The sequence below is a fragment of the Citrobacter freundii complex sp. CFNIH4 genome (assembly GCF_002934505.1).
Classification (GTDB): Bacteria; Pseudomonadota; Gammaproteobacteria; order Enterobacterales; family Enterobacteriaceae; genus Citrobacter; species Citrobacter freundii.
In genome coordinates this window covers 4,219,650-4,242,634 of the sequence record NZ_CP026231.1, presented here as the reverse complement: position 1 = coordinate 4,242,634, position 22,985 = coordinate 4,219,650, and the positions used below count along the sequence as shown (strand labels likewise).

The following is a 22,985-nucleotide window of genomic DNA, read 5'->3' as shown; positions in this document are numbered from 1 at the left end:
GATGTGAAATGAAAGCGTTATCCAAACTGAAAGCGGAAGAGGGCATTTGGATGACTGACGTTCCTGAACCGGAAGTCGGTCATAACGATTTGCTGATTAAAATCCGTAAAACAGCCATCTGCGGGACTGACGTTCACATTTATAACTGGGATGAATGGTCGCAAAAAACCATCCCAGTACCGATGGTCGTTGGGCATGAATATGTCGGCGAAGTTGTTGGCATCGGTCAGGAAGTTAAAGGCTTTAAAATCGGCGATCGCGTTTCAGGCGAAGGTCATATCACCTGCGGACATTGCCGTAACTGCCGCGGTGGACGTACTCACCTGTGCCGCAATACGACCGGTGTCGGTGTAAACCGTCCGGGCTGCTTTGCGGAGTACCTGGTGATCCCGGCATTTAACGCATTTAAAATCCCGGACAATATCTCCGACGACCTGGCGTCTATCTTCGATCCGTTCGGTAATGCAGTGCACACGGCGCTGTCGTTCGATCTGGTTGGGGAAGATGTACTGGTGTCCGGTGCGGGTCCAATCGGTATTATGGCGGCGGCGGTCGCGAAGCACGTTGGCGCACGCCACGTGGTGATCACCGACGTTAATGAGTATCGCCTTGAGCTGGCGCGCAAAATGGGTATCACTCGCGCGGTCAACGTATCGAAAGAGAATCTGACCGACGTGATGGCTGAACTGGGTATGACCGAAGGGTTTGATGTGGGCCTGGAGATGTCCGGGGCGCCGCCAGCGTTTCGCGCTATGCTGGACACCATGAATCACGGTGGCCGTATTGCTATGCTGGGTATTCCGCCATCTGATATGTCCATCGACTGGACGAAAGTTATCTTTAAAGGACTGTTTATTAAAGGTATCTACGGTCGTGAGATGTTTGAGACATGGTACAAAATGGCTGCACTGATCCAGTCTGGTCTGGATTTGTCGCCGATCATCACCCACCGATTCTCCATCGATGAATTCCAGCAGGGCTTTGACGCGATGCGTTCAGGCCAGTCAGGGAAAGTGATCCTGAGCTGGGATTAACCGTATCCACCCTGTGGATTCTGTGTGTTGTCCCCGGATGTTGATTATCATTAATCATCCGGGGCGTTTTTTGCCTGCACAATCTCTCCCGCCCGGCGCATTTTCCGCTAAAGAATTAATAATTTTTTCTGAAAATCTACCGCTTAATATGCTAAAAAGTGCCGATTACTCTATTGTCTGGCTGGATTTGATATGACCTATATACCTGGTCTCCTGAGCGTCATTATGCCGCTTTACAACACGGGTGAACCGTTCATTGCGTGTATGGATTCGCTGATTGCGCAAACCTGGAAGAACCTGGAGATCATCATTGTTAATGATGGCTCTACGGATAACTCTGCGGAGCTTGCTCAGTCTTATGCGGATCGTTATCCGCACGTTCATCTGCTGCACCAGCGCAATGGGGGCGTTTCGGCGGCGCGCAATACCGGTATGAAAGTCGCCAGGGGGGAGTACATCGCGTACGTAGACGGCGATGATATTGCCTATCCGGAAATGTATGAAACGCTGATGACTATGGCGCTGAAAGACAACCTGGATGTTGCGCAGTGCAACGCTGATTGGTGTATTGCGGAAACCGGCCACACCTGGGCATCCATTCCTACCGATCGTATTCGTTCTACCGGCGTGATGACCGGGCCAGACTGGTTACGCAAAGCGTTAGCCAGCCGCCGTTGGCGACACGTTGTCTGGATGGGCGTTTATCGTCATCAGACTATCCGCGACGCGGGGCTGACCTTCCTGTCTGGCCTGCATCACCAGGATATTATCTGGACGACGGAGTTTATGTTTAATGCGAAGCGCGCGCGTTACACGGAAATCCCTCTGTATAAATACTTCCTGCACGGCGCATCTGTTAGCCGTCTGCCGCGCACCGGGCTGAAAAATCTCGCTTACCAGCGCCACTACATCAAAATTACCCGTCTGCTGGATAAGATGAATCATGATTACGCCGGGCGCATTCCCATTTACCCGGAGTTCAAACAGCAGGTGATTTACGAAGCGCTACGCGTTTGTCATTGCATACGTAAAGAACCGGACGAGAAAATCCGCCAGCGCATGATTGCTGAAGTATTCGTGTCGGGTATGTTCAAGCGTATGGTAAGCAATATTTGCAGCGTTAAGCTGGGTTATCAGGTGCTGTTGTGGGCCATCCGCTTTAGCCAGTGGCGCGATAAATCACTGACGCCGCGCCGCCTGGCTCATTTAACGCTGGATAGCAAAGACTGATTATTGCCAGCCCTGCCACTGCAGGCGCATATACTGCACCAGCGTGCTTTGGGTAATGCTTTCGCCGAGCACGCTGAAGAAGCGGCTGGCGTACACTGGCTCTAACGGCTGCTTCGGTTTGCATAATTTCACCCCGCGGAAAGGATTACGCGGCGCATCAGGTGTACCGTTCTTCGGTGGCGTGAGGTTTGGTCTGGAGGTATCCACCTGCGGTTCATTGAGCAGGCTGCTTGGGCGAACCAACGTGATGTCGGCTGGCAGGCTATACAGCATCTGCTGCAGGACACGAACCGTAGACGGGTGAGGATGGCCAATGGCGATTGCGGAACCGTTGCGGCGCGCCAGCTCGACGGCACGATTAAACTGACGGCGAATATCGGCTTCGTTTTGCGTGTCATCCAGGAAGACTTTGCGTTTGATGACTTTCACACCGGTCCCTGACGCTGCGCGCATTGCCTGGCTGTTACCAATGGTCATGCTGTCCAAGAAGTAGAGATCGTATCGCTCCAGCGCCTGCATCACCTTCTGCATGCCAAACAGGCTGGAGGTCATCGCGCTGCCCATATGGTTGTTCAGACCGACCGCATTCGGTACTTTGCTTACCGCGTCGCGAATAATTCGCTCAATCTCTTCGCTGCTCATTTCAGGGCGTAATGTATCTTTCTCTAACGGCTGCTTGCTCAGCGGCGCCATTGGCAGATGGATTAAGACTTCATGCCCGCTGTTATGCGCTTTGATTGCCATTTCTCGCGCATGTGGGGCGTTAGGCAGAACGGCAACGGAGATGGTAGAAGGCATCGCCAGTACCTGGTTTTCAGTGTGTGGGCGATAGCCGAAATCATCAATGACGATGGCGAGTTTGCCAGCAAAAACAGGTGTTGCGAAGGCCAGCAGGCTGGCGAGAGAGAGTAGTAGACGACGAAATTGTTGTGGCAAAACTTATCTTCCCAACCACGGCTGTGGATTGACCGCCTGACCCTGGCGACGAATTTCGAAATAGAGTGCCGGCCTGCCCTGACCGCCGCTGCTACCCACTAGTGCTATAGGCTGCCCGGCGCGAACCTGCGTACCGACGCTGACCAGTGCGCTCTGGTTATAACCGTACAGGCTCATATCGCCTTTACCGTGCTCAACGACGACCACCAGGCCATAGCCCTGCAACCAGTCCGCCAGAATGACGCGACCATCGGCAATGGCTTTAACTTCGGTGCCTTCGGATGCACCAATAACCATCCCCTTCCAACGTAGCTCACCCTGCAGTTGTTCGCCATAACGATGTAGGGTTGGACCCCGAACGGGCCAGAATGCCTGGCCGCGTGGCGAACCCAAACCGCCGGTACGTGACATCAGAGATTTTTCACTTTCGGTCGGTTTGTAGGTTGAGCCTTTCCGTGATGCATCCTGTTGCTTATCACGTACGGCCTGCGCCTCGCGCGCTTCACGTTCCGCGCGCGCTTTGGCCGCAGCTTCGGCGCGAGCAATGCTGTTGCGCAGGCGCGATTCGTTGGCGCGCATTTCGCCCAGTTGCTGTTGACCCTGTTGAATCGATGATTCCAGACTCGAAAGCGTTTTCTGGCGTTCGTTACGTGCCTGTTCCAGCTTAGCCTGCTGAGCGCGCTGTTCGTACAGTAGCGTCTGCTGTTCGCTTTGCTTATCTTCCAGCTCGGCTTTTTGCGAGTCGACTTCTTCGCGGGTTTGTTTCAGCTGCGCGATAGTTTCTTGCCTCGCCTGGTTCAGGTAGCCGAAATAGGCTTGCAGGCGCTGTCCGCGCTGGCTTTCTTCGCCGCTAAGGATGAGCTGAATACCGGTGTGTTCACCCTGGCGAAACGCGGCGTCTAACTGGGCTGCCAGACTGCGCTCTTGCGCTGCTCGTTGCTTTTCCAGCTTCGCGAGTGCTGCGTTCATCTCTGCGATTTGCGCGTTCAGTTGTGCCAGTGAGTTCTGCGTTTCGCGTAACTGCCTTGCGGCAACGGCGATGGCTTGTTCCTGAGCTTTAAGCTGAGCGAGGAGAGTGGAACGTTGTTGTTGCTGTTGGCGTACCGCGCGTTCTTTTGCCGCGATATCGGCCTGAATAGATTTGAGCTGGTCGCGTTCGTCCGCGTGGGCGGAAAAGGCGCACAGCAATACGCCAGCGCTAAGCGCGCTGGCGTAGAACAAGGGCCTGACTGAAAACTTACGCGGTTTCACGGCCCGAGTGATGGTATTAATCGCCTTTCCCCTCATGGGGAGGGATTATTCCACGATGAACAGCGGCTTACCAGTCATCTCTTGCGGGATTTCCATACCCATCAGCGTCAGCATCGTTGGGGCGATATCAGAAAGTTTGCCGCCTTCGACTGCTTTGACGTTCTTACCACCGACATAAATCAGCGGAACGGGCAGGTTGGTATGTGCAGTATGTGCCTGACCGGTGGACGGATCGCGCATCTGCTCTGCGTTACCGTGGTCTGCGGTGATCAGCAACTGGCCGCCAACGGACTCAACCGCTTTAGTCACCTGCTCAACGCAGTTATCCAGCGCTTCAACCGCTTTAACCGCTGCTTCCATCACCCCGGTGTGACCAACCATGTCGCCGTTCGGGTAGTTACAAATGATGGTGTCGTATTTACCGCTCTCAATCGCTGCAACCAGCTTCTCGGTCAGTTCAGCAGAGCTCATTTCCGGTTGCAGATCGTAGGTCGCAACTTTCGGAGAGTTGATCAGGATGCGGTCTTCGCCTTTGAACGGCTCTTCTACGCCGCCGTTGAAGAAGAAGGTCACGTGCGCATATTTTTCAGTTTCGGAAATACGCAGCTGCGTTTTTTCGTTCTTCGCCATCCACTCACCAAAGGTGTTGGCCAGAGATGCTGGAGGGTAAGCAACCGCAGTTTTGATGTCTGCCGCGTATTCGGTCAGCATCACAAAGTTGAGGTTAACGACTTTCTTACGGGCGAAGCCGTCGAAATCAGCGTTAACAAACGCACGGGTGATTTCACGCGCACGGTCAGCACGGAAGTTCATGAAAATCAGCGTATCGCCATCTTCCATAGCAGCATCTGCCTGACCTTCGGCACGGATCACGGTCGCTTTGACGAATTCGTCGTTCTCTTCGCGGGCATAAGCAGCCTGCAGACCTTCAACCGCCGTAGCGAACTGGAACTCGCCCTTCGCCAGCGTCATCAGATCGTAAGCCTGTTCTACGCGATCCCAACGGTTGTCGCGGTCCATAGCGTAGTAACGACCGATGATGGACGCTACGCGGCCTTTGCCCAGCGCGGCAAATTTCTCTTCAAATTTCTGCAGTGAATGTTCAGCGCTGCGCGGCGGGGTATCACGACCATCAAGGAAAGCGTGCAGATAGATTTTTTCAGCGCCGCGTTCAGCGGCCATTTCTACCATCGCCATGATGTGATCTTCGTGGCTGTGAACGCCGCCAGCAGAGAGCAGACCCATGATGTGTACCGCTTTCCCGGCATTTTTTGCCTGGTCGACCGCATCGGTCAGCACCGGGTTAGCGAAGAAAGTACGTTCTTTGATTTCAACGTCCAGACGGGTAAGGTCCTGATACACGATACGGCCCGCGCCCAGGTTGACGTGACCCACTTCGGAGTTGCCCATCTGGCGATCGGGCAGGCCGACTTCCAGACCAGACGCATCAATCAGGGTATGCGGACGTTTTGCCCACAGCGCATCCATTACCGGGGTTTTAGCACTAAAAATGGCGTTATCCTGGCTGTCTTCGCGATAGCCGTAGCCATCCAGAATCACCAGTACCATAGGTTTTTTAGAAACCGACATTGCGACAACCTCACACTCAAGAGATAAAAAATAATTGCGTAATTTTACTACAGCTGAATCGATAAAGTAGCCCCCGAAGATCAAATAATGGGGGATCGCGTGCCAGGGGGAACACCGATTTACATTTTTTTTTCCGTAGCGCCCCGCAAAAATGCAATCCAATGCACGCTCTGGCTGTATTTGCGCCAACGCGCAGGTATACTCCTTTCCTGGTTTTTTTAATCACTGAGTCGGGAGTTGTTACCCCCCATGCAAGAAATTATGCAATTTGTTAGTCGCCACCCTGTCTTGAGTATCGCCTGGATTGCGTTACTGGCGGCTGTATTATTTACCACGTTTAAGAGCCTGACCTCAAAAGTGAAGGTGATTACTCGCGGCGAAGCTACACGTCTTATCAACAAAGAAGACGCCGTTGTTGTGGATTTACGCCAGCGCGACGACTTCCGCAAAGGCCATATCGCAGGCTCCACTAACCTGCTGCCGAGCGAAATCAAAGCCAACAATTTTGGCGAACTTGAAAAACACAAAAACAAACCTGTGATTGTGGTTGATGGTTCAGGCATGCAGTGCCAGGATTCAGCAACTGCGCTGATTAAAGCCGGTTTTGAGCAAGTATCCGTACTGAAAGACGGCGTAGCGGGCTGGAGTGGTGAGAATCTGCCACTGGTTCGCGGCAAGTAATTTACCCATCTTCTTTCATGCCGCAGGGTAAAAAGAACACTGGAGATAAGTCATGGCCAATATTGAGATCTACACCAAAGCAACCTGCCCGTTTTGCCATCGCGCAAAAGCGCTGTTGAACAGCAAGGGTGTGAGTTTCCAGGAGCTTCCGATTGACGGCGATGCCGTGAAGCGTGAAGAGATGATCAAGCGCAGTGGCCGTACGACGGTTCCGCAGATTTTTATTGATGCACAGCACATTGGCGGTTGTGACGACTTGTATGCGTTGGATGCGCGTGGTGGACTGGATCCCCTGCTGCGATAAGGCGTACTGAAAGTATTTAAAGGACAACACTAAGGGTTTTCTAAACATGTCAGAACAAAATAACACTGAAATGGCTTTCCAGATCCAACGTATCTATACCAAGGATGTGTCTTTCGAAGCGCCAAATGCACCGCATGTTTTCCAGAAAGATTGGCAGCCAGAGGTTAAACTTGATCTTGATACCGCATCTACCCAACTGGCAGATGACGTGTATGAAGTAGTGCTGCGTGTCACCGTAACGGCTTCCCTGGGTGAAGAAACTGCGTTCCTGTGCGAAGTTCAGCAGGGCGGTATTTTCTCCATCAGTGGTATCGAAGGGACTCAGATGGCGCATTGCCTGGGCGCATACTGCCCGAACATTCTGTTCCCGTATGCCCGCGAATGCATCACTAGCTTGGTTTCACGCGGTACGTTCCCGCAACTGAACCTTGCGCCGGTCAACTTTGATGCGCTGTTCATGAACTATTTACAGCAGCAGGCTGGCGAAGGTACTGAAGAACATCAGGATGCCTGATGAACCAAAGTAATGCTTCAATGACTGTGATTGGTGCCGGCTCGTACGGCACCGCTCTTGCCATCACCCTGGCAAGAAATGGCCATCAGGTTGTCCTGTGGGGCCATGATCCGAAACATATCGCGACCCTTGAGCACGATCGCTGCAACCTCGCGTTCCTTCCTGATGTGCCTTTTCCTGACACACTGCGCCTGGAAAGTGATTTAGCCACTGCGCTGGCCGCCAGTCGTAATATTCTGGTGGTGGTGCCGAGCCACGTCTTTGGCGAAGTGCTGCGAAACATCAAACCATTGATGCGTCCTGACGCACGACTGGTCTGGGCGACAAAAGGTCTGGAGGCGGAAACGGGGCGTCTGCTGCAGGACGTCGCGCGTGAAGCGCTGGGGGACTCAATTCCACTGGCGGTTATTTCCGGCCCGACGTTCGCCAAAGAGCTGGCTGCGGGCATGCCGACGGCGATTTCTCTGGCCTCGACGGACGACGCCTTTGCTGACGATCTCCAGCAGTTGCTGCACTGCGGCAAAAGCTTTCGCGTTTACAGCAACCCGGATTTCATTGGCGTGCAGCTTGGCGGCGCGGTGAAAAACGTCATTGCGATTGGTGCGGGGATGTCTGACGGCATCGGTTTTGGCGCGAATGCGCGTACCGCATTGATCACCCGTGGACTGACCGAAATGTCTCGCCTTGGCGCGGCGCTGGGTGCCGATCCTGCCACCTTTATGGGGATGGCGGGTTTAGGCGATCTGGTGCTGACCTGTACCGACAACCAGTCGCGTAACCGTCGTTTTGGCATGATGCTCGGCCAGGGTATGGACGTGCAGGGCGCGCAGGACAAGATTGGTCAGGTGGTTGAAGGCTATCGCAATACGAAAGAAGTTCGTGAATTGGCGCACCGTTTTGGTGTCGAGATGCCAATAACCGAGGAAATTTATCAAGTATTGTATTGCGGAAAAAACGCGCGCGAGGCAGCATTGACGTTATTAGGTCGTGCGCGCAAGGACGAGCGAAGCAGCCACTAGCCGTAAGGAACCGTTTCAATCTAACGACCCGACCCGCGAAGAACGGGTCGGTCGTTTTGCTACCTTCTGGAGTACGCAATGCCGTGTGAAGAACTGGATATCGTCTGGAAAAACATTAAAGCGGAAGCCCGGGCACTGGCGGAATGTGAGCCAATGTTGGCCAGTTTTTACCACGCAACGCTGCTCAAACATGAAAATCTCGGCAGTGCGCTAAGCTATATGCTGGCGAATAAACTCGCTTCTCCAATCATGCCCGCCATTGCGATTCGCGAAGTCGTGGAAGAGGCCTATGCCGCCGATCCTGAAATGATTGCCTCAGCGGCCTGTGATATTCAGGCGGTACGTACGCGTGACCCGGCTGTCGATAAATATTCCACCCCACTTCTGTACCTGAAGGGTTTTCATGCGCTTCAGGCCTACCGTATCGGTCACTGGCTGTGGCATCAGGGGCGTCAGGCGCTGGCGATCTTCCTGCAAAATCAGGTGTCCGTTACCTTCCAGGTAGACATTCATCCGGCGGCAAAAATTGGCCGTGGGATTATGCTCGATCACGCAACCGGCATTGTGGTCGGTGAAACGGCAGTGATTGAAAATGATGTCTCTATTCTGCAATCCGTCACGCTCGGCGGGACCGGTAAAGCCGGCGGCGATCGTCATCCGAAAATTCGTGAAGGTGTAATGATTGGCGCGGGAGCAAAAATTCTCGGCAACATTGAAGTCGGGCGCGGCGCGAAGATTGGCGCAGGTTCCGTGGTTTTACAACCGGTACCCCCGCATACCACTGCGGCAGGCGTACCTGCACGCATCGTCGGTAAGCCTGACAGCGATAAACCGTCTATGGATATGGATCAGCATTTCAACGGGATACATCATACTTTCGAATACGGCGATGGCATCTGATTTCGAGCTATGCCCGGCGGCGCAGTGCTTACCGGGCCTACAAATCTCGTAGGTCGGATAAGGCGTCAGCCGCCATCCGACAAAAATCAACTACGCAATACCGCGCCAGGATAACCTAACTGGCGCCAGGCCTCATACACCACCACCGACACCGCATTTGACAGGTTCATGCTGCGGCTGTCCGGCATCATCGGAATTCGAATTTTTTGTTCGGCTGGCAGCGCGTCGAGGATGCTGGATGGCAGACCGCGAGTTTCCGGGCCAAACATCAGATAATCCCCATCCTGATAGCTTACCGCGCTATGCGCTGGCGTACCTTTGGTGGTCAGGGCAAACAGACGTTGCGGGTTTTCTGCGGCGACGAAGCTGGCGTAATCAGGGTGGCGCAGCACGGCGGTAAACTCATGGTAATCCAGCCCCGCGCGACGCAGGCGCTTGTCGTCCCAGGTAAAGCCCATTGGCTCAATAATATGCAGACGAAAGCCGGTGTTGGCGCAAAGACGGATAATATTGCCGGTATTTGGCGGGATTTCTGGTTCGAATAAAACGATGTTAAGCATACTGCCCCCTTGATAACGGGGGGCAGAATAGCAGAAAGAGCGGGTACTATGCGACGGTCAGCGCGTGCGGTTTATAGCGTTGCAGTTTGTAAATCGTTGCGGCAGCCGCAATCAGCGCCGGAAGGCTGAGGAACATTAATATACTGTCTGCCTGCCATTGCAGGGAAAGCAACTGGGCGCTCATCATCGTTCCGGCTACGCCACCGAAGCGGCCCACGCCCTGCATCCAGGCAATGCCCGTCGCGCGACAGTGGGTCGGATAAAAAGTGGCGGCCAGCGTCTGCAGCCCGGACTGCGCGCCGTTCATGGTAATCCCCATCAGGAAGATCAGTGCGCCGAACAGGATGATATGGTTATGTTCAAACCCGAGAGCGAGGGCAAACAGCATCGTCAGAATAAAGCCGAGTGACACCACTTTATGCGCTTCCCAACGGTCCATTAACCAACCGGCCAGCAGGATCCCTGCGGTACCGCCGAAGGTAAACAGTGACGTCAGCCAGGCGGATTCAGCCAGCGGATAGCCCATTCCCAGCATCAGCGTTGGCATCCAGCTCAACAGCACGTAGTAGATAACCAATCCCATAAAGTAGGTCATCCAGAGCATCAGCGTGCCCGGCAGCCAGGGCATACTGAATAGCTGTGCCACGCTGCCTTTTTTGACCGTGACGCGGTCTTCATCCAGATAAAACTGGGTAACCTGTTCCAGACTTCCCGACATAAAGCGTTGAGCAATGCGTTTAACCTGTGCAACCCCTTTACCGCGGTGAACCAGATACTTCACCGACTCCGGCAGGAACAGCACCAACAATACGGTGAGGGCCAGCGGGGCGATCGCACCGGCAAGCAGGACGCTGTGCCAGCCGTAGTTGGGGATAAGCCAGGAGGAGATCACCCCGCCGCCTGCAGCCCCTAACGGAAAGCCGCAGTACATGGTGTTAATCGCCATTGAACGACAGCGTTTTGGTGCAAATTCTGACACCAGGGTGATGGCATTGGGCATTGCCGCGCCAAGACCCAGCCCGGTGAGAAAGCGCCAAAATGTGAGCATATTCAGCGTCTGGGCATAGGCTGTTCCCAGACTGGCGAGGCCAAAAAACAGACAGGAAAAGACCAGCACGCGTTTACGGCCCATACGATCGGAAATCGGCCCGGCCAGCAGTGCACCAAATGACAGGCCCAATAGCGCGGCGCTTAACACCGGTCCGAGATCCTGTTTCTTGATGCCCCAGTCGGCTGAGAGCGTGGGCGCAATATAGCCCATCGCCGCCGTATCGAAGCCGTCGATGGCCAGGACCAGAAAACCCAGGACAATAATGACCCAGTGGAAGCGCGAAAAAGGACTGTCATCTATCGCCTGCTGGATATTCACTTTTCCGGAATAAGCCATGTTACCCTCGCCCGTTATGATGGTTGTTATCTGTATATTTCGCCCTTGTATTAGCTTGTATATACATCTGACAGGTGGATAAAAAGTTGTCAAATATATTGGTTATAAATGTTAACTGGTCGTTATTTTTGGATAAAAAATGGTCGGGCTGAGAACAGACCGACCATGCAGAAAGTGGGTTTTATGGGGATATTGTTACGCCGCGCTACCCTGAACCAGAGGTGCCAGCGCAGCAGGCAGGCTTTTTCCCAGTTCTTGTACCAGCGAATCATGACTGATTTCGCTAATCGATTTTGCACCGGTCAGGGTCATTGCCACCTTCATCTCTTTCTCGATCAGATTCAGCAGATTCGCTACCCCGGCCTGACCGTGGGTTGCCAGCGCGTACAGATAAGCACGTCCCAGCAGAACACTATCCGCGCCCAGCGCAATCATGCGTACGACGTCCAGACCGTTGCGGATCCCGCTGTCTGCCAGAATGGTGATATCGCCTTTTACCGCATCGGCAATAGCGGGTAACGCGCGAGCTGAAGACAGCACGCCGTCTAACTGGCGACCACCGTGGTTAGAGACAACAATGCCATCAGCGCCGAAGCGTACGGCGTCGCGAGCATCTTCAGGATCGAGGATCCCTTTGATCACCATCGGACCATCCCAAAATTCGCGGATCCACTCGAGGTCTTTCCAGGAAATCGACGGATCGAAATTATTCGCCAGCCAGCCGATGTAGTCTTCAAGGCCGGTGGGTTTGCCAAGATAGGTCGAGATATTGCCTAAATCATGCGGGCGACCGTTCAGGCCAACGTCCCATGCCCATTGTGGATGGGTGACTGCCTGCCAGTAGCGGCGCAGTGCCGCATTTGGGCCGCTCATCCCGGAATGGGCGTCACGGTAGCGTGCGCCAGGTGTTGGCATATCGACGGTAAAGACCAGCGTGGAGCAACCTGCCGCTTTGGCTCGTTCCAGGGCGTTACGCATAAAGCCGCGATCGCGCAGAACATACAGCTGAAACCACATCGGACGCTTGATAGTCGGGGCGACTTCTTCAATCGGGCATACGGATACTGTGGAAAGCGTAAACGGAATGCCTTTGGCATCAGCGGCGGCGGCGGCCTGAACTTCGCCCCGACGCGCATACATGCCGCACAGACCGACAGGTGCAAGGGCCACCGGCATGGAGAGCGTTTCGTTGAACAGTTTTGTCTCCAGGCTCAGGTCGGACATATTCTTCAGCACGCGCTGGCGAAGGGCCACCTCCGACAGGTCTGCCACGTTACGGCGCAAAGTGTGCTCTGCATACGCCCCACCGTCAATATAGTGGAACAAGAAGGGGGGTAGGATGCGCTGGGCTGCGGCGCGATAGTCGCTGGCTGCTGAAATAATCATGTGTTGTTCTCCCTGCTATTCTCACCAGGGTCACCGGGCAGGCGGGTGATTCGCGCCTGGCGGGCCTGATCTTCATCAAATCGTTTAATCGTGGTGTGGACAAAACTGAGGTGCGCCATCATCGCTTTACGCGCGCCGTCGGCATCTCCGGTAACAATCGCATCCAGTACGGCCTGATGCTGTGCCGTTAGCTGTGAAAATACGGGCGGCACGAGGTACATTCGCTGGCGGCTCTGTTTCACCGAAGACTGCAATACGTCGAAGAAACCGCGCATGGTCTGTAACAGCACCACGTTGTGTGAGGCCTCCGCAATGGCGAGATGAAAGCGAACGTCTGCCTGCGAGGCGAGATCTGGATCTTCGCTTTGTGTGGCCTCGAAACAGAGCCTGATCTTCTCTTTGTCGGCAGCAGTGGCACGCATAGCTGCGTGCCAGGCGGTGCTGGCTTCGATGGCGTGGCGGGCTTCCAGAATATCGAAACTGTAATCAGGATCGTCCGCCAGCAGGGTTTTCAGCGGCTGCACGATGTTTTGTTCAGACCATGCCTCATGCTGCCAGCGAATAAACGTCCCACCGCCACGACGGCTAATCAGTACGCCTTCACTCACCAGTTTTGCTAACGCCTCGCGCAGCGAGTTGCGCGATACGCCGAGCTGTACGGCCAACTGACGCTCAGCGGGCAACTTCATGCCCGCTTCCAGCTGTTGTTCTTCAATCAGCGCCCGCACACGAGATGCGACTTCGTCTGACAGGCGTCTGGGCATCACTATCATGGAATCATCCAGGTTAAGACATAGGCCTGCAGTGTGGTAATCACACCCACCATGCAGGTGAAAATCAGACTGTGCTTCACGGTAAAGCGGAACAGGTCAGACTCTTTTCCCACTAATCCCACTGCCGCACAGGCGATAGCGATAGATTGCGGAGAGATCATCTTTCCGGTCACGCCGCCGGTGGTATTTGCAGCCACCATCAATACATCCGAAACACCGATTTGCTGAGCGGCCGTAGCCTGTAGGGCGGCAAACAGTGCGTTTGATGAGGTGTCGGATCCAGTCAGGAATACCCCCAGCCAGCCAAGGAACGGCGAGAAGAAGGTAAATGCGCTGCCGGTGTGAGCCAGGGCCAATGCCAGGGTGGATGAAAGCCCGGAGTAGTTAGAGATAAACGCGAATGCCAGCACCATCCCGATGGAGTAGATAGGTAGCGCCAGATCTTTCAGCGTGCTACCAAAGGTCTGAAGCGCAGCAGACGGCTTCATCTTCAGCCAGACGATGGACAGCAGGGCGGCAAACAGTATTGCGGTACCGGTCGCGGAGAACCAGTCAAATTTGTACACCGCCGCGTAGGCTGTGGCTTCGTGTACGACCGGCGGCATACGGGCAACCAGCTTGTCGAGGAACGGAACCGGAATATTGACCACCCAGTGGTACATCGCGCCGCCTGGTGCAAACAGCGCTTTAAACGGCGGTATGCTCCACAGCGTGACGGTAGCTGTCAGGAACAGGAACGGCGACCAGGCTCGGATGATTTGCCCGGCGGTGTAGCGGGTGCGCGACAGATCCATATCGACCTGCGAAGCGCCCATATCACCAAAGCGGAAGATGCGTACCGGCTGCCAGCGCTTCAGGAACAGCGTCAGACAGACCAGGGAAACCAGAGAAGAGATGATGTCCGGCAGTTCCGGTCCGATAAAGTTAGAGCTGAGATACTGCGCGATAGCAAACGAGCCGCCAGCGACCATCACCGCAGGCCAGGTTTCTTTCACGCCACGCCAGCCATCCATAATCGCCATAATCCAGAACAGCACGATAATGGTCAGGAACGGCAGTTGACGGCCCACCATCTGGCCAATCTCGAAGCTGTCCAGCCCGGTAACCTGACCGGCAACCAGAATCGGAATGCCCATTGCCCCAAAAGCGACTGGAGCGGTGTTTACGATTAAGCACAAGCCTGCCGCATACAGTGGGTTAAAGCCAAGGCCAACCAGCAGCGCGGCGGTAATCGCTACCGGAGCACCGAAGCCTGCCGCCCCTTCGAGGAATGCCCCAAAGGAGAAACCGACAATCAGCATTTGCAGACGCTGGTCTGGGGTAATCGAGAGTATCGAGGAGCGGATAATGTCGAACTGCCCAGTCTTCACCGAGATTTTATAGACGAATACCGCAGCGATAATGATCCAGGCAATTGGCCACAGACCGTAGAAGAAACCGTACACTACGGATGCCAGAGCGTGATCGACCGGCATTTTGTAAAACAGCAAGGCGACCGACAAAGCGATCACCACCGTCCATGACGCCGCAACGTAGCCTTTCAGCTTGAGCTTAATCAGGGCGAAGAAAAAGAACAGGATGGGGAGCGATGCGATCAGACTGGAAAGCCAGATGTTACCGGCCGGGTCGTAGTTCTGTTGCCAGAGATTCATTGCAGGTCTCCTGGGGGCCGCCGACATAATGGAATGAGTCTTTGCTCAAATCTTCGTCACATTATGTGTAAAAGTGGCCCTGCCAATATTGTTGTGTAGGGGTAATGACAATGAATGGTTAATCAAATGTTATTTATTGGCAACGGTATTGTACTCACATTTTAATGAAATGTGAGGTACTGGTATGATCTGGCTAAAATTGGTAGGGCCAATTGCGAGGGGAAGTGAAGGACCGGGCAAGCGGATGTTGCCCGGTGGGAGATCAGAACTCGCTCTTCGCGAAGCCTGTCATTTCTTTCAGGCCCATTTCACGGCCAAGCTCGGTCATCGGGTGAACGACAATCAGGCCGCGTACGCTCTTCTTCAGCTTGCCCATGTCGGCCTGTTCTTTTTTGGTGATGGTACGACGGAAAGGGAGTTTCGTCAGCTTTTGCGCTTCTTTGCTCAGCTTCTGACCATGGACTTCACGCAGACGCGCAATCTCGTTTTCCAGAGTTTCTTTCTCTTGCTCTAGCTCGGCATATTTGTCGGCGGCTTCAACCAGAGACAGGTCAGCCTGCTGGTGGCGGATAGCGTCCAGACGATCGCTCAGGCGTTTAATTTCGTTTTTTTCGACTTCTTTCATAGGATAGCTTCTGATAAAAATAGGATGAATATCCTATAGTATGCGCGCAGAGCGGGATTATTCACAACTAATCGAAGATAAATAATCAAATGTTGCAAGTATTATTCAGCTAATGAAAATATTACTATTTTGATTAATAAGGAATTTTAAGCGATAAGATCGACCATGGCGCATTTTGTTGGCGGGTTCATAGTGAAGCACGTTTTCCTTAATGTAATTGCCAAACCGATCCTAAACTTAAATGATCAACCGCGCAGGCTGAGCGCGGTTAATACATGGAGGAGGGAAGATTATGGCGAAAATAGGTGAGAACGTTTCGGCTCTAATTGATAAGACGGTCGATTTTATGGCTTCAAGCCAGGCTTTTCGCGAGTATCTGAATAAAACACCGCCACGCAACGTTGTCCCTTCTGAAATACCGCAGGAGAATGCGCAGTTGTATCTGCAACGTCTGGCGTACTATCGGCAGCTTTATCGACCGCAGCAGGAAGAGAAATAAGCAAGCATCGTCTTATTTTTGAAAGGCTTTTTTTAAGCTGATTTTAGAAATCAGCTCGGTCAGGGAAAGTACCATCGTGGAGCGCACCATCTGCTGGTAGCGCTGGATCTGCATCGCGTGCAGACCTGAGTCTGAGGTATCAAACTGCGGTGGCGGCGGGAGTGCCGTCACGCAGTGGAGTTCGCCAAACGGACCAAGAATTTCATCGTCGGTGAACGCATATTCATTGCCGTCATGGTTTAACTCTTCCCGCAGCGCCATCAGAAGCTCGGCGTCTTCATACTCCGGCCGGCTGAGTACGCCCAGACCGTAGATGAGCTTCAGGCGAACGGAAAGATCGCCCAGCGGACCGTCGCCGTCAAGCAGTGGTTCTACAGCATATTTCACCGCATAGTCGTCTTTGCGAAATACCTGAAGCACAAGAATATTCACCGCCTCGGTGAGCAGTTCTACGGCGGTGATGAGGAAGCTGCGTACGGTTTTGCCAGCATTCAGACGCTCAAGCACACGATTTTCAAAGGCCTGCGTTTGTTCCATTATTGCCTGCATATCTGACAATCTATTATTCAGGCGCAGGATATCCTGCGCCAGGTCCTGCATCATTTCTTTGCGTTATACGCGTTAACAGCCTCAAGCACGACATCGCTGTTGGCATCCAGCCCGGAAACTTGCGCCAGCGCGGCCTGCGGACCTTTTTCGTCAATCAACGCGGCCAGTTCCTGTGCCTGCGGATCTTCTTCGCTGCGATAGTGCATCGCTGCCGCAATGCCGATAACCAGATTTGCATGCGGCAAACCATACTCCAGCGTACCCAGCAGCGGTTTAATCAGACGATCTCCCGCGCTCAGCTTACGCAGCGGCTGACGACCCACGCGCTCAACGTCATCTTTCAGATACGGGTTTTCAAAGCGACCGAGGATTTTCTGAATGTATGCCGCATGTTTTGCTGCATCAAAACCATAGCGTTTGATCAGTACCGCGCCGCTCTCTTCCATCGCACCTTTTACCACTGCGCGGATTTTCTCGTCGAGAATCGCGTCACGGATGGTCTGATGACCGGTCAATTTTCCGAGGTACGCGGTTATAGCATGCCCGGTGTTCAGCGTGAAGAGTTTACGTTCGACAAATGCCATTAGGTTATCAGTTAATTCCATTCCTGGGATATTTGGTAGTTCACCTTTGAACTGTGTTTTGTCGACAATCCACTCACTGAAGGTTTCTACGGTAACTTCCAGCGGGTCATTGGTTGCTGAAGCCGAAGGCGGAACAATGCGGTCCACGGCGGAATCGACGAAGCCAACATGTTCTTCAACCCAGGCTTTGTCTTCATCTGCCAGCGCGTTCATTACATGGCCTTTCAACTGGGTCGTTCCGCGCACCATGTTTTCACAGGCGATGATATTCAGCGGAGTAGCTATGCCCTGTGCCTTGCGTTTAACCAGCCCTTTGGCGATGGCCGGAGCGATACGCTCAAGCACGACCGGACCGACGGCGGTAGTGACTAAATCTACATGGGCAATCAGGTCGACGACATCATCGCCGATGCTGCTCACGGCGTTGACGCCGGAGACGGTATCAACCTGTTCGTTTTCACCTACGACATGAACCTGATAGCTATGACGGGCATTCAGGGCATCGAGCACGACCTGATTTACATCCGCGAACGTCAGCTGTATCCCCGCGTCCGCCAGCAGTTTGCCGATAAAGCCACGACCGATATTACCTGCGCCAAAATGTAATGCTTTCATAGTATTAACCTTCATCAATGTTTTTACCCAAGAGGGCTGGGGTGAGGCTTTTCCCTCAACCTAACCCTCTCCACAAGGGAGAGGATATCGCCTTCATATTTCGAACTGCAGATGCGTTGGCTCTCCTCGCTCACCCCAGTCACGTACTTATGTACGCTCCTGGGGATTCACTGCGTTGCCGCCTTCCTGCAGCTCGAACTATTTTGGAGATACTTAACCGTTAAGCTTTTTTACCCGCCAGCAGCTCCAGAACTTCATCCACGCTGGTGGTATGGGCCAGACGTTCGATCACGGATTCGTCATCCAGCGCGTTGGTCAGGCTGGTAATCACCTGGATGTGCTCGTTGTTACGTGCTGCGATACCAATCACCAGGCGGGCAATATCGTCTTCTTCTTCACCGAAGCGAACGCCTTCCGGGTACTGGCAGAACACCACACCGGTTTTCAGCACACGGTCTTTGGCTTCAACCGTCCCGTGCGGTACTGCGATGGACTCGCCGAGGTAAGTCGGAGTCAGTTTTTCGCGGTCCAGCATCGCCTCGACGTATTCTGGCTCAACGTAACCGCCTTTCACCAGTTGCTCACCAGCAAAGCGAATTGCTTCCTCTTTGTTAGTGGCTTTACGACCGAGGAAGATATTCTCCGCACCCAGTTTGAACAGGTGGGTATCACCCTCTTCAAAGCTGTCTTTCAGGTGATCGCGGACTATCTCTTCGTTCACGTTGTGGCGCTGTGCAGCGACCAGACGTTCGGTCAGGTTGGAGTACAGGCCGCTGTCGAGGAAGTTGGTCAGCGAAATGTGCTGTGCCTGAGGCACCTGGCGCATCGCGCGTTCGGTCAGGTCACGGTGGGTAATGACCAGATCCACATCCGGCGGCAGATTGTTAATCGCGCTGTTAGTGACGGAAATCTGAGACAGACCTGCATCCTGCACTTTCTTACGCAGTACGCCCGCACCCATGGCGCTGGAACCCATACCGGCATCGCAGGCAACAATGATTTTACGCACATGGCTCAGGTCGTTGGTCACGTCGCCAGCCGCCAGCGGAGATGCGCCTTTGGATTCCGCTTTCATGTCGTGCATACGACGGGTTGCGGCATCAATGTCATCATCTTCTTTCACTTTGCTGGTTTTCAGCAGAATGGCTGAAACCACAAAGGAGACTGCCATAGCAGCACAGATAGCAGCGATGTTAGCGAAGTAAGCGCCCTTCGGCGTCATGGCCAGCACGGCCAGGATAGAACCCGGAGAGGCCGGAGAAACCAGACCGCCGTTCAGGATAGTCAGGGTAAATACGCCAGTCATACCGCCGAGGATAACCGCCAGGATCAGACGTGGGTTCATCAGCACGTACGGGAAGTAAATTTCGTGGATACCACCCAGGAAGTGGATGATTGCCGCACCACCCGCAGACTGCTTAGCGCTGCCGCGACCGAAGAACATGTATGCCAGCAGAACGCCCATACCCGGACCCGGGTTAGCTTCAATCAGGAAGAAGATGGATTTGCCCATCTCATGGGACTGCTGAATACCCAGCGGTGAGAAAATACCGTGGTTGATGGCGTTGTTGAGGAACAGGATTTTCGCCGGTTCAACGAAGATAGACGCCAACGGCAGCATGTCATGGACAACCATGAAGTTAACGCCTGCCGCCAGGATTTTGGACAGTGCTTCAACCAATGGGCCAATGCCAAGGAATGCCAGAATGGCGAGGATCATCCCGATGATGCCTGCGGAGAAGTTATTCACCAGCATCTCAAAACCGGACTTGATCTTACCGTCTACCCAGTTGTCGAAATGTTTGATAGCCCAGCCGCCCAGCGGACCTGCGATCATCGCGCCGAGGAACATTGGCATATCTGCACCGACGATAACGCCCATGGTGGTGATAGCACCAACCACGCCGCCACGTTCGCCGCCAACCAGCTTACCACCGGTATAACCGATCAGCAGCGGCAGCAGATAGGTGATCATAGGACCGACAAGCTTCGCCAGCGTTTCGTTCGGCAACCACCCTGTCGGAATGAATAATGCGGTGATAATACCCCACGCGATAAACGCGCCGATATTTGGCATCACCATGTTGCTGAGGAATCGACCAAAGCTTTGCACCTTGATCTTAATATCGGATGACATAAAAACACCCCTTCTTATGTTTGCTATCGCGCAGGCTGAAAGCCCGAGGTTTGTTAATGTAGCGGCAGGAGGTAGCCGGACCCTGTAGATACTGCGAAATCTGGCACTGAATCGTTCAACTGTCCAGTCGACGACCTTTTATGTGATATTTGTCACGTAAATATAGGGTGTATGGCGTTAGTTAATGTGATCTTAATCACAAAATATCGGTACAAAAAAACATCACTGGATCAGGATTCGCCAAAAATGGGGGGTAAATGTGAACTGGTTCACATTTTATTCTTTGCTATTTGTTGAATCTTTGTGATGTAGATCGCAAAGTATTTTCATCTGCATTTACTCGGATGTGATCTACAGCAGGTTCTACCCCCCGATATTTTTATTGCAAAAGAAAGCAACTTCTCACCAGAAAAAATATTTATTTTGTGGTATGGCGAAAACCCCAAACTGCAGTTATGTTCAAAACATCAGCCTGGGTGCATGCGGCTGCCGGCATAAAAAAACTCTAATTAGCGTGAATTCGAGGCAGGTATGTTTCTAAATTATTTCGCACTGGGCGTGCTGATCTTCGTCTTTCTGGTTCTGTTTTACGGAATCATCGCCATTCACGATATTCCCTATAATATGGCTAAAAAACGCAACCATCCTCATGCTGATGCCATTCATACGGCGGGTTGGATTAGCCTGTTTACACTCCATGCAATATGGCCGTTCCTGTGGATTTGGGCGACGCTCTACCAGCCTGAACGTGGGTGGGGCATGCAATCACACATCATGTCGAACGGAAAGGACCCAGACCCCGAGATTGCCGCACTGGCAGCGCGCATCACCCAGTTGGAAAAAAGACTGGATGGGGAGAAGAAAACAGATTACTCCACCTTTCCGGAGATTTAATCATGGATTTGTTGATAGTCCTGACCTATGTGGCCTTTGCCTGGGCCATCTTTAAAATATTCCGTATTCCGGTAAACCAATGGACGCTCGCTACTGCTGCATTAGGTGGGGTATTCATTGTTGCGGGACTGATCTTATTAATGAACTATAACCACCCGTATACCTTTACGGCGCAAAAAGCGGTTATTTCAATTCCGATCACTCCGCAAGTCACAGGAATTGTTAGTGAGGTAACGGATAAAAATAATCAGTTGATTAAAAAAGGCGAAGTGTTATTTAAACTCGATCCAGGCCGCTATCAGGCACGTGTTGACAGACTGCAGGCTGATCTTGTTACCGCCACACACAACATCGACAATCTGAAAGCCCAACTTTCTGAAGCCGTCGCCAACACTACCCGCGTTTCCGCTGAACGCGATCGTCTGTATAAAGATTATCAACGCTATTTGAAGGGCAGCCAGGCGAAGGTTAATCCCTTCTCTGAAAGCGATATCGACAACGCCCGGCAGAACTATCTGGCACAGGACGCGCTGGTAAAAGGTTCCGTTGCCGAACAGACGCAGATTCAGAGTCAGTTAGACAGTATGGTCAACGGGGAGCAATCTCAGGTTGCGTCTTTGCGTGCTCAGCTCGCTGAAGCCAAATACAATCTTGAGCAGACTATTGTCCGTGCCCCCAGCAACGGCTATGTTACGCAGGTGCTTATTCGGCCCGGGACCTACGCCGCCGCACTACCTCTGCGCCCGGTGATGGTATTTATTCCGGAACAGAAACGGCAAATTGTGGCGCAATTCCGCCAGAACTCGTTGCTGCGTCTTAAACCGGGTGATGAAGCGGAAGTGGTCTTCAACGCGCTGCCTGGTCAGGTTTTCTCCGGTAAGTTGACCTCCATTCTTCCGGTTGTGCCGGGCGGTTCTTATCAGGCGCAGGGGGCATTACAGTCCTTAACGGTGGTGCCGGGTACCGATGGCGTGCTGGCTACGATTGAGTTGGATCCTAATGCCGATGTGGATGCGCTGCCGGACGGTATCTATGCTCAGGTGGCGGTCTATTCCGACCATTTCGCTCACGTGTCAGTGATGCGTAAAGTGCTGCTGCGCATGACCAGCTGGATGCATTATCTTTATTTGGATCATTGAGATCGTCATCACCTGCCATTTACGGCGACCTGAGCCATACTGATATTTTTGTTGGCAAAAAGGACCCGGCATGAAACTCATTGGCAGCTATACCAGCCCTTTTGTGCGTAAAATTTCTATTCTGTTACTGGAAAAGGGCATCACCTTCGAATTTGTTAATGAACTTCCCTATAGCGCGGATAGCGGCGTGGCGCGTTATAACCCGCTAGGAAAAGTACCCGCGTTGGTCACCGATGAGGGTGAGTACTGGTTTGACTCTCCGATCATCGCAGAATACATCGAGCTGCTGGATATTGCGCCAGCCATGCTACCGGGGGAACCGTTAGCGGCACTCAAAGTTCGTCAACTGGAAGCGTTGGCCGACGGTATTATGGATGCGGGATTAGTCTCGGTGCGCGAGCAGGCTCGCCCCGCCGCGCAGCAGTCAGAAACCGAACTGTTACGCCAGCGGGAGAAGATCACCCGCAGTCTGGATATGCTGGAAGGCTATCTGGCGGACGGTACGCTGAAAACGGATACGGTTAACCTGGCTACCATCGCGATTGCCTGTGCCGTCGGTTATCTCAATTTCCGTCGGGTCGCGCCCGGCTGGTGTGTGGACCGCCCACGTCTGGTCAAACTGGTGGAAACGCTTTTTCAACGCGAAAGTTTTGCCCGCACAGAACCGCCAAAGGCTTGATGCAGATAATACCTGCCTGAGCAAAGTCACGGTACAATCCTTCCTAT

At 53.3% G+C, this 22,985-nt stretch carries 23 protein-coding genes; 11 read left to right on the top strand and 12 right to left on the bottom strand.

Features of this window, described 5'->3' with window-relative positions; translation table 11 throughout:
- Positions 1-8: 8 nt before the first annotated feature.
- Both tdh and C2U41_RS21725 read left to right on the top strand, forming a co-directional pair.
- A complete protein-coding gene (gene tdh, locus C2U41_RS21730) occupies positions 9-1,034 on the top strand; it encodes an L-threonine 3-dehydrogenase (RefSeq protein WP_003024132.1) in 1,026 nt (341 codons plus the stop codon).
- Between the two features lie 192 nt (positions 1,035-1,226).
- Positions 1,227-2,264 (top strand): glycosyltransferase, encoded by a 1,038-nt coding sequence (locus C2U41_RS21725; RefSeq protein WP_049014549.1) that lies wholly within the window; start codon positions 1,227-1,229, stop codon positions 2,262-2,264.
- On the opposite strand, the gene C2U41_RS21720 is transcribed toward C2U41_RS21725, so the two are convergent.
- Genes C2U41_RS21720 through gpmM form a run of 3 tightly spaced genes read right to left on the bottom strand, consistent with a single transcriptional unit; the run spans position 2,265 to position 6,041 of the window.
- Positions 2,265-3,200 carry a divergent polysaccharide deacetylase family protein gene (locus C2U41_RS21720; RefSeq protein ID WP_003024138.1) on the bottom strand — a complete coding sequence of 312 codons (936 nt, stop codon included), beginning with the start codon at positions 3,198-3,200 and terminating at the stop codon, positions 2,265-2,267. It abuts the gene before it with no gap.
- A 3-nt stretch (positions 3,201-3,203) separates the two neighbouring features.
- Complete coding sequence (gene envC, locus C2U41_RS21715) at positions 3,204-4,463, bottom strand: murein hydrolase activator EnvC (protein WP_229235822.1); 1,260 nt, start codon at positions 4,461-4,463, stop codon at positions 3,204-3,206.
- A gap of 33 nt (positions 4,464-4,496) precedes the next feature.
- A complete protein-coding gene (gpmM, locus tag C2U41_RS21710) occupies positions 4,497-6,041 on the bottom strand; it encodes a 2,3-bisphosphoglycerate-independent phosphoglycerate mutase (protein WP_044700439.1) in 1,545 nt (514 codons plus the stop codon).
- 249 nt (positions 6,042-6,290) lie between these two features.
- On the opposite strand from gpmM, the gene C2U41_RS21705 reads away from it, so the two are divergent.
- The 5 genes from C2U41_RS21705 (at position 6,291) to cysE (ending at position 9,459) form a co-directional block, all read left to right on the top strand.
- The gene (locus C2U41_RS21705) at positions 6,291-6,722 is read left to right on the top strand and encodes a rhodanese-like domain-containing protein (protein WP_003024148.1); all 432 of its coding nucleotides are present in this window, start codon (positions 6,291-6,293) and stop codon (positions 6,720-6,722) included.
- 52 nt (positions 6,723-6,774) lie between these two features.
- The gene (gene grxC / locus C2U41_RS21700) at positions 6,775-7,026 is read left to right on the top strand and encodes a glutaredoxin 3 (RefSeq protein ID WP_003024152.1); all 252 of its coding nucleotides are present in this window, start codon (positions 6,775-6,777) and stop codon (positions 7,024-7,026) included.
- 46 nt (positions 7,027-7,072) lie between these two features.
- On the top strand, positions 7,073-7,540 hold the full coding sequence (gene secB, locus C2U41_RS21695) for a protein-export chaperone SecB (RefSeq protein ID WP_003024155.1): 468 nt from the start codon (positions 7,073-7,075) through the stop codon (positions 7,538-7,540).
- The gene (gene gpsA / locus C2U41_RS21690; RefSeq protein WP_003837641.1) at positions 7,540-8,559 is read left to right on the top strand and encodes an NAD(P)H-dependent glycerol-3-phosphate dehydrogenase; all 1,020 of its coding nucleotides are present in this window, start codon (positions 7,540-7,542) and stop codon (positions 8,557-8,559) included. The genes secB and gpsA overlap by 1 nt, the downstream gene beginning before the upstream one ends.
- Positions 8,560-8,637: 78 nt before the next feature.
- Positions 8,638-9,459, top strand: a complete 822-nt coding sequence (gene cysE, locus C2U41_RS21685) for a serine O-acetyltransferase (protein ID WP_003024160.1) — start codon at positions 8,638-8,640, stop codon at positions 9,457-9,459.
- An 86-nt stretch (positions 9,460-9,545) separates the two neighbouring features.
- Here the strand turns inward: cysE and trmL are convergent, their stop codons facing one another.
- The 6 genes from trmL to C2U41_RS21655 all read right to left on the bottom strand — a co-directional run bounded on the left by trmL (position 9,546) and on the right by C2U41_RS21655 (position 15,842).
- Positions 9,546-10,019: a tRNA (uridine(34)/cytosine(34)/5-carboxymethylaminomethyluridine(34)-2'-O)-methyltransferase TrmL gene (gene trmL, locus C2U41_RS21680; protein ID WP_016151165.1), complete on the bottom strand. Its 474-nt coding sequence runs from the start codon at positions 10,017-10,019 to the stop codon at positions 9,546-9,548.
- Positions 10,020-10,065: 46 nt separating this feature from the next.
- The gene (locus C2U41_RS21675) at positions 10,066-11,406 is read right to left on the bottom strand and encodes an MFS transporter (RefSeq protein WP_003837645.1); all 1,341 of its coding nucleotides are present in this window, start codon (positions 11,404-11,406) and stop codon (positions 10,066-10,068) included.
- 195 nt (positions 11,407-11,601) lie between these two features.
- Positions 11,602-12,792 (bottom strand): FMN-dependent L-lactate dehydrogenase LldD, encoded by a 1,191-nt coding sequence (gene lldD / locus C2U41_RS21670; protein ID WP_003837647.1) that lies wholly within the window; start codon positions 12,790-12,792, stop codon positions 11,602-11,604.
- Positions 12,789-13,565 (bottom strand): transcriptional regulator LldR, encoded by a 777-nt coding sequence (gene lldR / locus C2U41_RS21665; protein ID WP_103848221.1) that lies wholly within the window; start codon positions 13,563-13,565, stop codon positions 12,789-12,791. Before lldR ends, lldD begins: the two co-directional genes overlap by 4 nt.
- Entirely contained in the window at positions 13,562-15,217 is a 1,656-nt protein-coding gene (lldP, locus tag C2U41_RS21660; protein WP_003837651.1) for an L-lactate permease, read from the bottom strand. The genes lldR and lldP overlap by 4 nt, the downstream gene beginning before the upstream one ends.
- A gap of 262 nt (positions 15,218-15,479) precedes the next feature.
- Positions 15,480-15,842, bottom strand: coding sequence for a YibL family ribosome-associated protein (locus tag C2U41_RS21655; RefSeq protein ID WP_003024174.1), 363 nt, complete (start codon positions 15,840-15,842; stop codon positions 15,480-15,482).
- A gap of 292 nt (positions 15,843-16,134) precedes the next feature.
- On the opposite strand from C2U41_RS21655, the gene C2U41_RS21650 reads away from it, so the two are divergent.
- Positions 16,135-16,341 carry a hypothetical protein gene (locus C2U41_RS21650; protein ID WP_003024176.1) on the top strand — a complete coding sequence of 69 codons (207 nt, stop codon included), beginning with the start codon at positions 16,135-16,137 and terminating at the stop codon, positions 16,339-16,341.
- Between the two features lie 12 nt (positions 16,342-16,353).
- Here C2U41_RS21650 and mtlR read toward each other — a convergent pair whose 3' ends face one another.
- The 3 genes from mtlR to mtlA form a co-directional block, all read right to left on the bottom strand.
- Positions 16,354-16,941, bottom strand: coding sequence for a mannitol operon repressor MtlR (mtlR, locus tag C2U41_RS21645; protein WP_003024179.1), 588 nt, complete (start codon positions 16,939-16,941; stop codon positions 16,354-16,356).
- Positions 16,941-18,089 (bottom strand): mannitol-1-phosphate 5-dehydrogenase, encoded by a 1,149-nt coding sequence (gene mtlD, locus C2U41_RS21640; protein ID WP_003024180.1) that lies wholly within the window; start codon positions 18,087-18,089, stop codon positions 16,941-16,943. The genes mtlR and mtlD overlap by 1 nt, the downstream gene beginning before the upstream one ends.
- Before the next feature lie 220 nt (positions 18,090-18,309).
- The gene (gene mtlA / locus C2U41_RS21635; RefSeq protein WP_103848222.1) at positions 18,310-20,226 is read right to left on the bottom strand and encodes a PTS mannitol transporter subunit IICBA; all 1,917 of its coding nucleotides are present in this window, start codon (positions 20,224-20,226) and stop codon (positions 18,310-18,312) included.
- 531 nt (positions 20,227-20,757) lie between these two features.
- On the opposite strand from mtlA, the gene C2U41_RS21625 reads away from it, so the two are divergent.
- From C2U41_RS21625 to C2U41_RS21615, 3 genes are all read left to right on the top strand, one after another.
- Positions 20,758-21,120: a DUF3302 domain-containing protein gene (locus tag C2U41_RS21625; protein ID WP_003024186.1), complete on the top strand. Its 363-nt coding sequence runs from the start codon at positions 20,758-20,760 to the stop codon at positions 21,118-21,120.
- Positions 21,121-21,122: 2 nt separating this feature from the next.
- The gene (locus C2U41_RS21620; RefSeq protein WP_003024188.1) at positions 21,123-22,259 is read left to right on the top strand and encodes an HlyD family secretion protein; all 1,137 of its coding nucleotides are present in this window, start codon (positions 21,123-21,125) and stop codon (positions 22,257-22,259) included.
- Positions 22,260-22,329: 70 nt separating this feature from the next.
- Complete coding sequence (locus tag C2U41_RS21615) at positions 22,330-22,938, top strand: glutathione S-transferase (RefSeq protein WP_003024191.1); 609 nt, start codon at positions 22,330-22,332, stop codon at positions 22,936-22,938.
- Positions 22,939-22,985 lie beyond the last annotated feature (47 nt).

Excerpts from the sequence above, each read along its gene's own strand:
- mtlR (WP_003024179.1), bottom strand. The coding sequence starts at position 16,941 with ATGCAGGACCTGGCGCAGGATATCCTGCGCCTGAATAATAGATTGTCA.
- cysE (WP_003024160.1), top strand. The coding sequence starts at position 8,638 with ATGCCGTGTGAAGAACTGGATATCGTCTGGAAAAACATTAAAGCGGAA.
- lldR (WP_103848221.1), bottom strand. The coding sequence starts at position 13,565 with ATGATAGTGATGCCCAGACGCCTGTCAGACGAAGTCGCATCTCGTGTG.
- C2U41_RS21650 (WP_003024176.1), top strand. The coding sequence starts at position 16,135 with ATGGCGAAAATAGGTGAGAACGTTTCGGCTCTAATTGATAAGACGGTC.
- lldD (WP_003837647.1), bottom strand. The coding sequence starts at position 12,792 with ATGATTATTTCAGCAGCCAGCGACTATCGCGCCGCAGCCCAGCGCATC.
- C2U41_RS21655 (WP_003024174.1), bottom strand. The coding sequence starts at position 15,842 with ATGAAAGAAGTCGAAAAAAACGAAATTAAACGCCTGAGCGATCGTCTG.
- C2U41_RS21705 (WP_003024148.1), top strand. The coding sequence starts at position 6,291 with ATGCAAGAAATTATGCAATTTGTTAGTCGCCACCCTGTCTTGAGTATC.
- C2U41_RS21675 (WP_003837645.1), bottom strand. The coding sequence starts at position 11,406 with ATGGCTTATTCCGGAAAAGTGAATATCCAGCAGGCGATAGATGACAGT.
- C2U41_RS21625 (WP_003024186.1), top strand. The coding sequence starts at position 20,758 with ATGTTTCTAAATTATTTCGCACTGGGCGTGCTGATCTTCGTCTTTCTG.
- gpmM (WP_044700439.1), bottom strand. The coding sequence starts at position 6,041 with ATGTCGGTTTCTAAAAAACCTATGGTACTGGTGATTCTGGATGGCTAC.
- C2U41_RS21615 (WP_003024191.1), top strand. The coding sequence starts at position 22,330 with ATGAAACTCATTGGCAGCTATACCAGCCCTTTTGTGCGTAAAATTTCT.
- mtlD (WP_003024180.1), bottom strand. The coding sequence starts at position 18,089 with ATGAAAGCATTACATTTTGGCGCAGGTAATATCGGTCGTGGCTTTATC.
- trmL (WP_016151165.1), bottom strand. The coding sequence starts at position 10,019 with ATGCTTAACATCGTTTTATTCGAACCAGAAATCCCGCCAAATACCGGC.
- grxC (WP_003024152.1), top strand. The coding sequence starts at position 6,775 with ATGGCCAATATTGAGATCTACACCAAAGCAACCTGCCCGTTTTGCCAT.
- secB (WP_003024155.1), top strand. The coding sequence starts at position 7,073 with ATGTCAGAACAAAATAACACTGAAATGGCTTTCCAGATCCAACGTATC.
- tdh (WP_003024132.1), top strand. The coding sequence starts at position 9 with ATGAAAGCGTTATCCAAACTGAAAGCGGAAGAGGGCATTTGGATGACT.
- C2U41_RS21725 (WP_049014549.1), top strand. The coding sequence starts at position 1,227 with ATGACCTATATACCTGGTCTCCTGAGCGTCATTATGCCGCTTTACAAC.
- lldP (WP_003837651.1), bottom strand. The coding sequence starts at position 15,217 with ATGAATCTCTGGCAACAGAACTACGACCCGGCCGGTAACATCTGGCTT.
- mtlA (WP_103848222.1), bottom strand. The coding sequence starts at position 20,226 with ATGTCATCCGATATTAAGATCAAGGTGCAAAGCTTTGGTCGATTCCTC.
- C2U41_RS21620 (WP_003024188.1), top strand. The coding sequence starts at position 21,123 with ATGGATTTGTTGATAGTCCTGACCTATGTGGCCTTTGCCTGGGCCATC.
- gpsA (WP_003837641.1), top strand. The coding sequence starts at position 7,540 with ATGAACCAAAGTAATGCTTCAATGACTGTGATTGGTGCCGGCTCGTAC.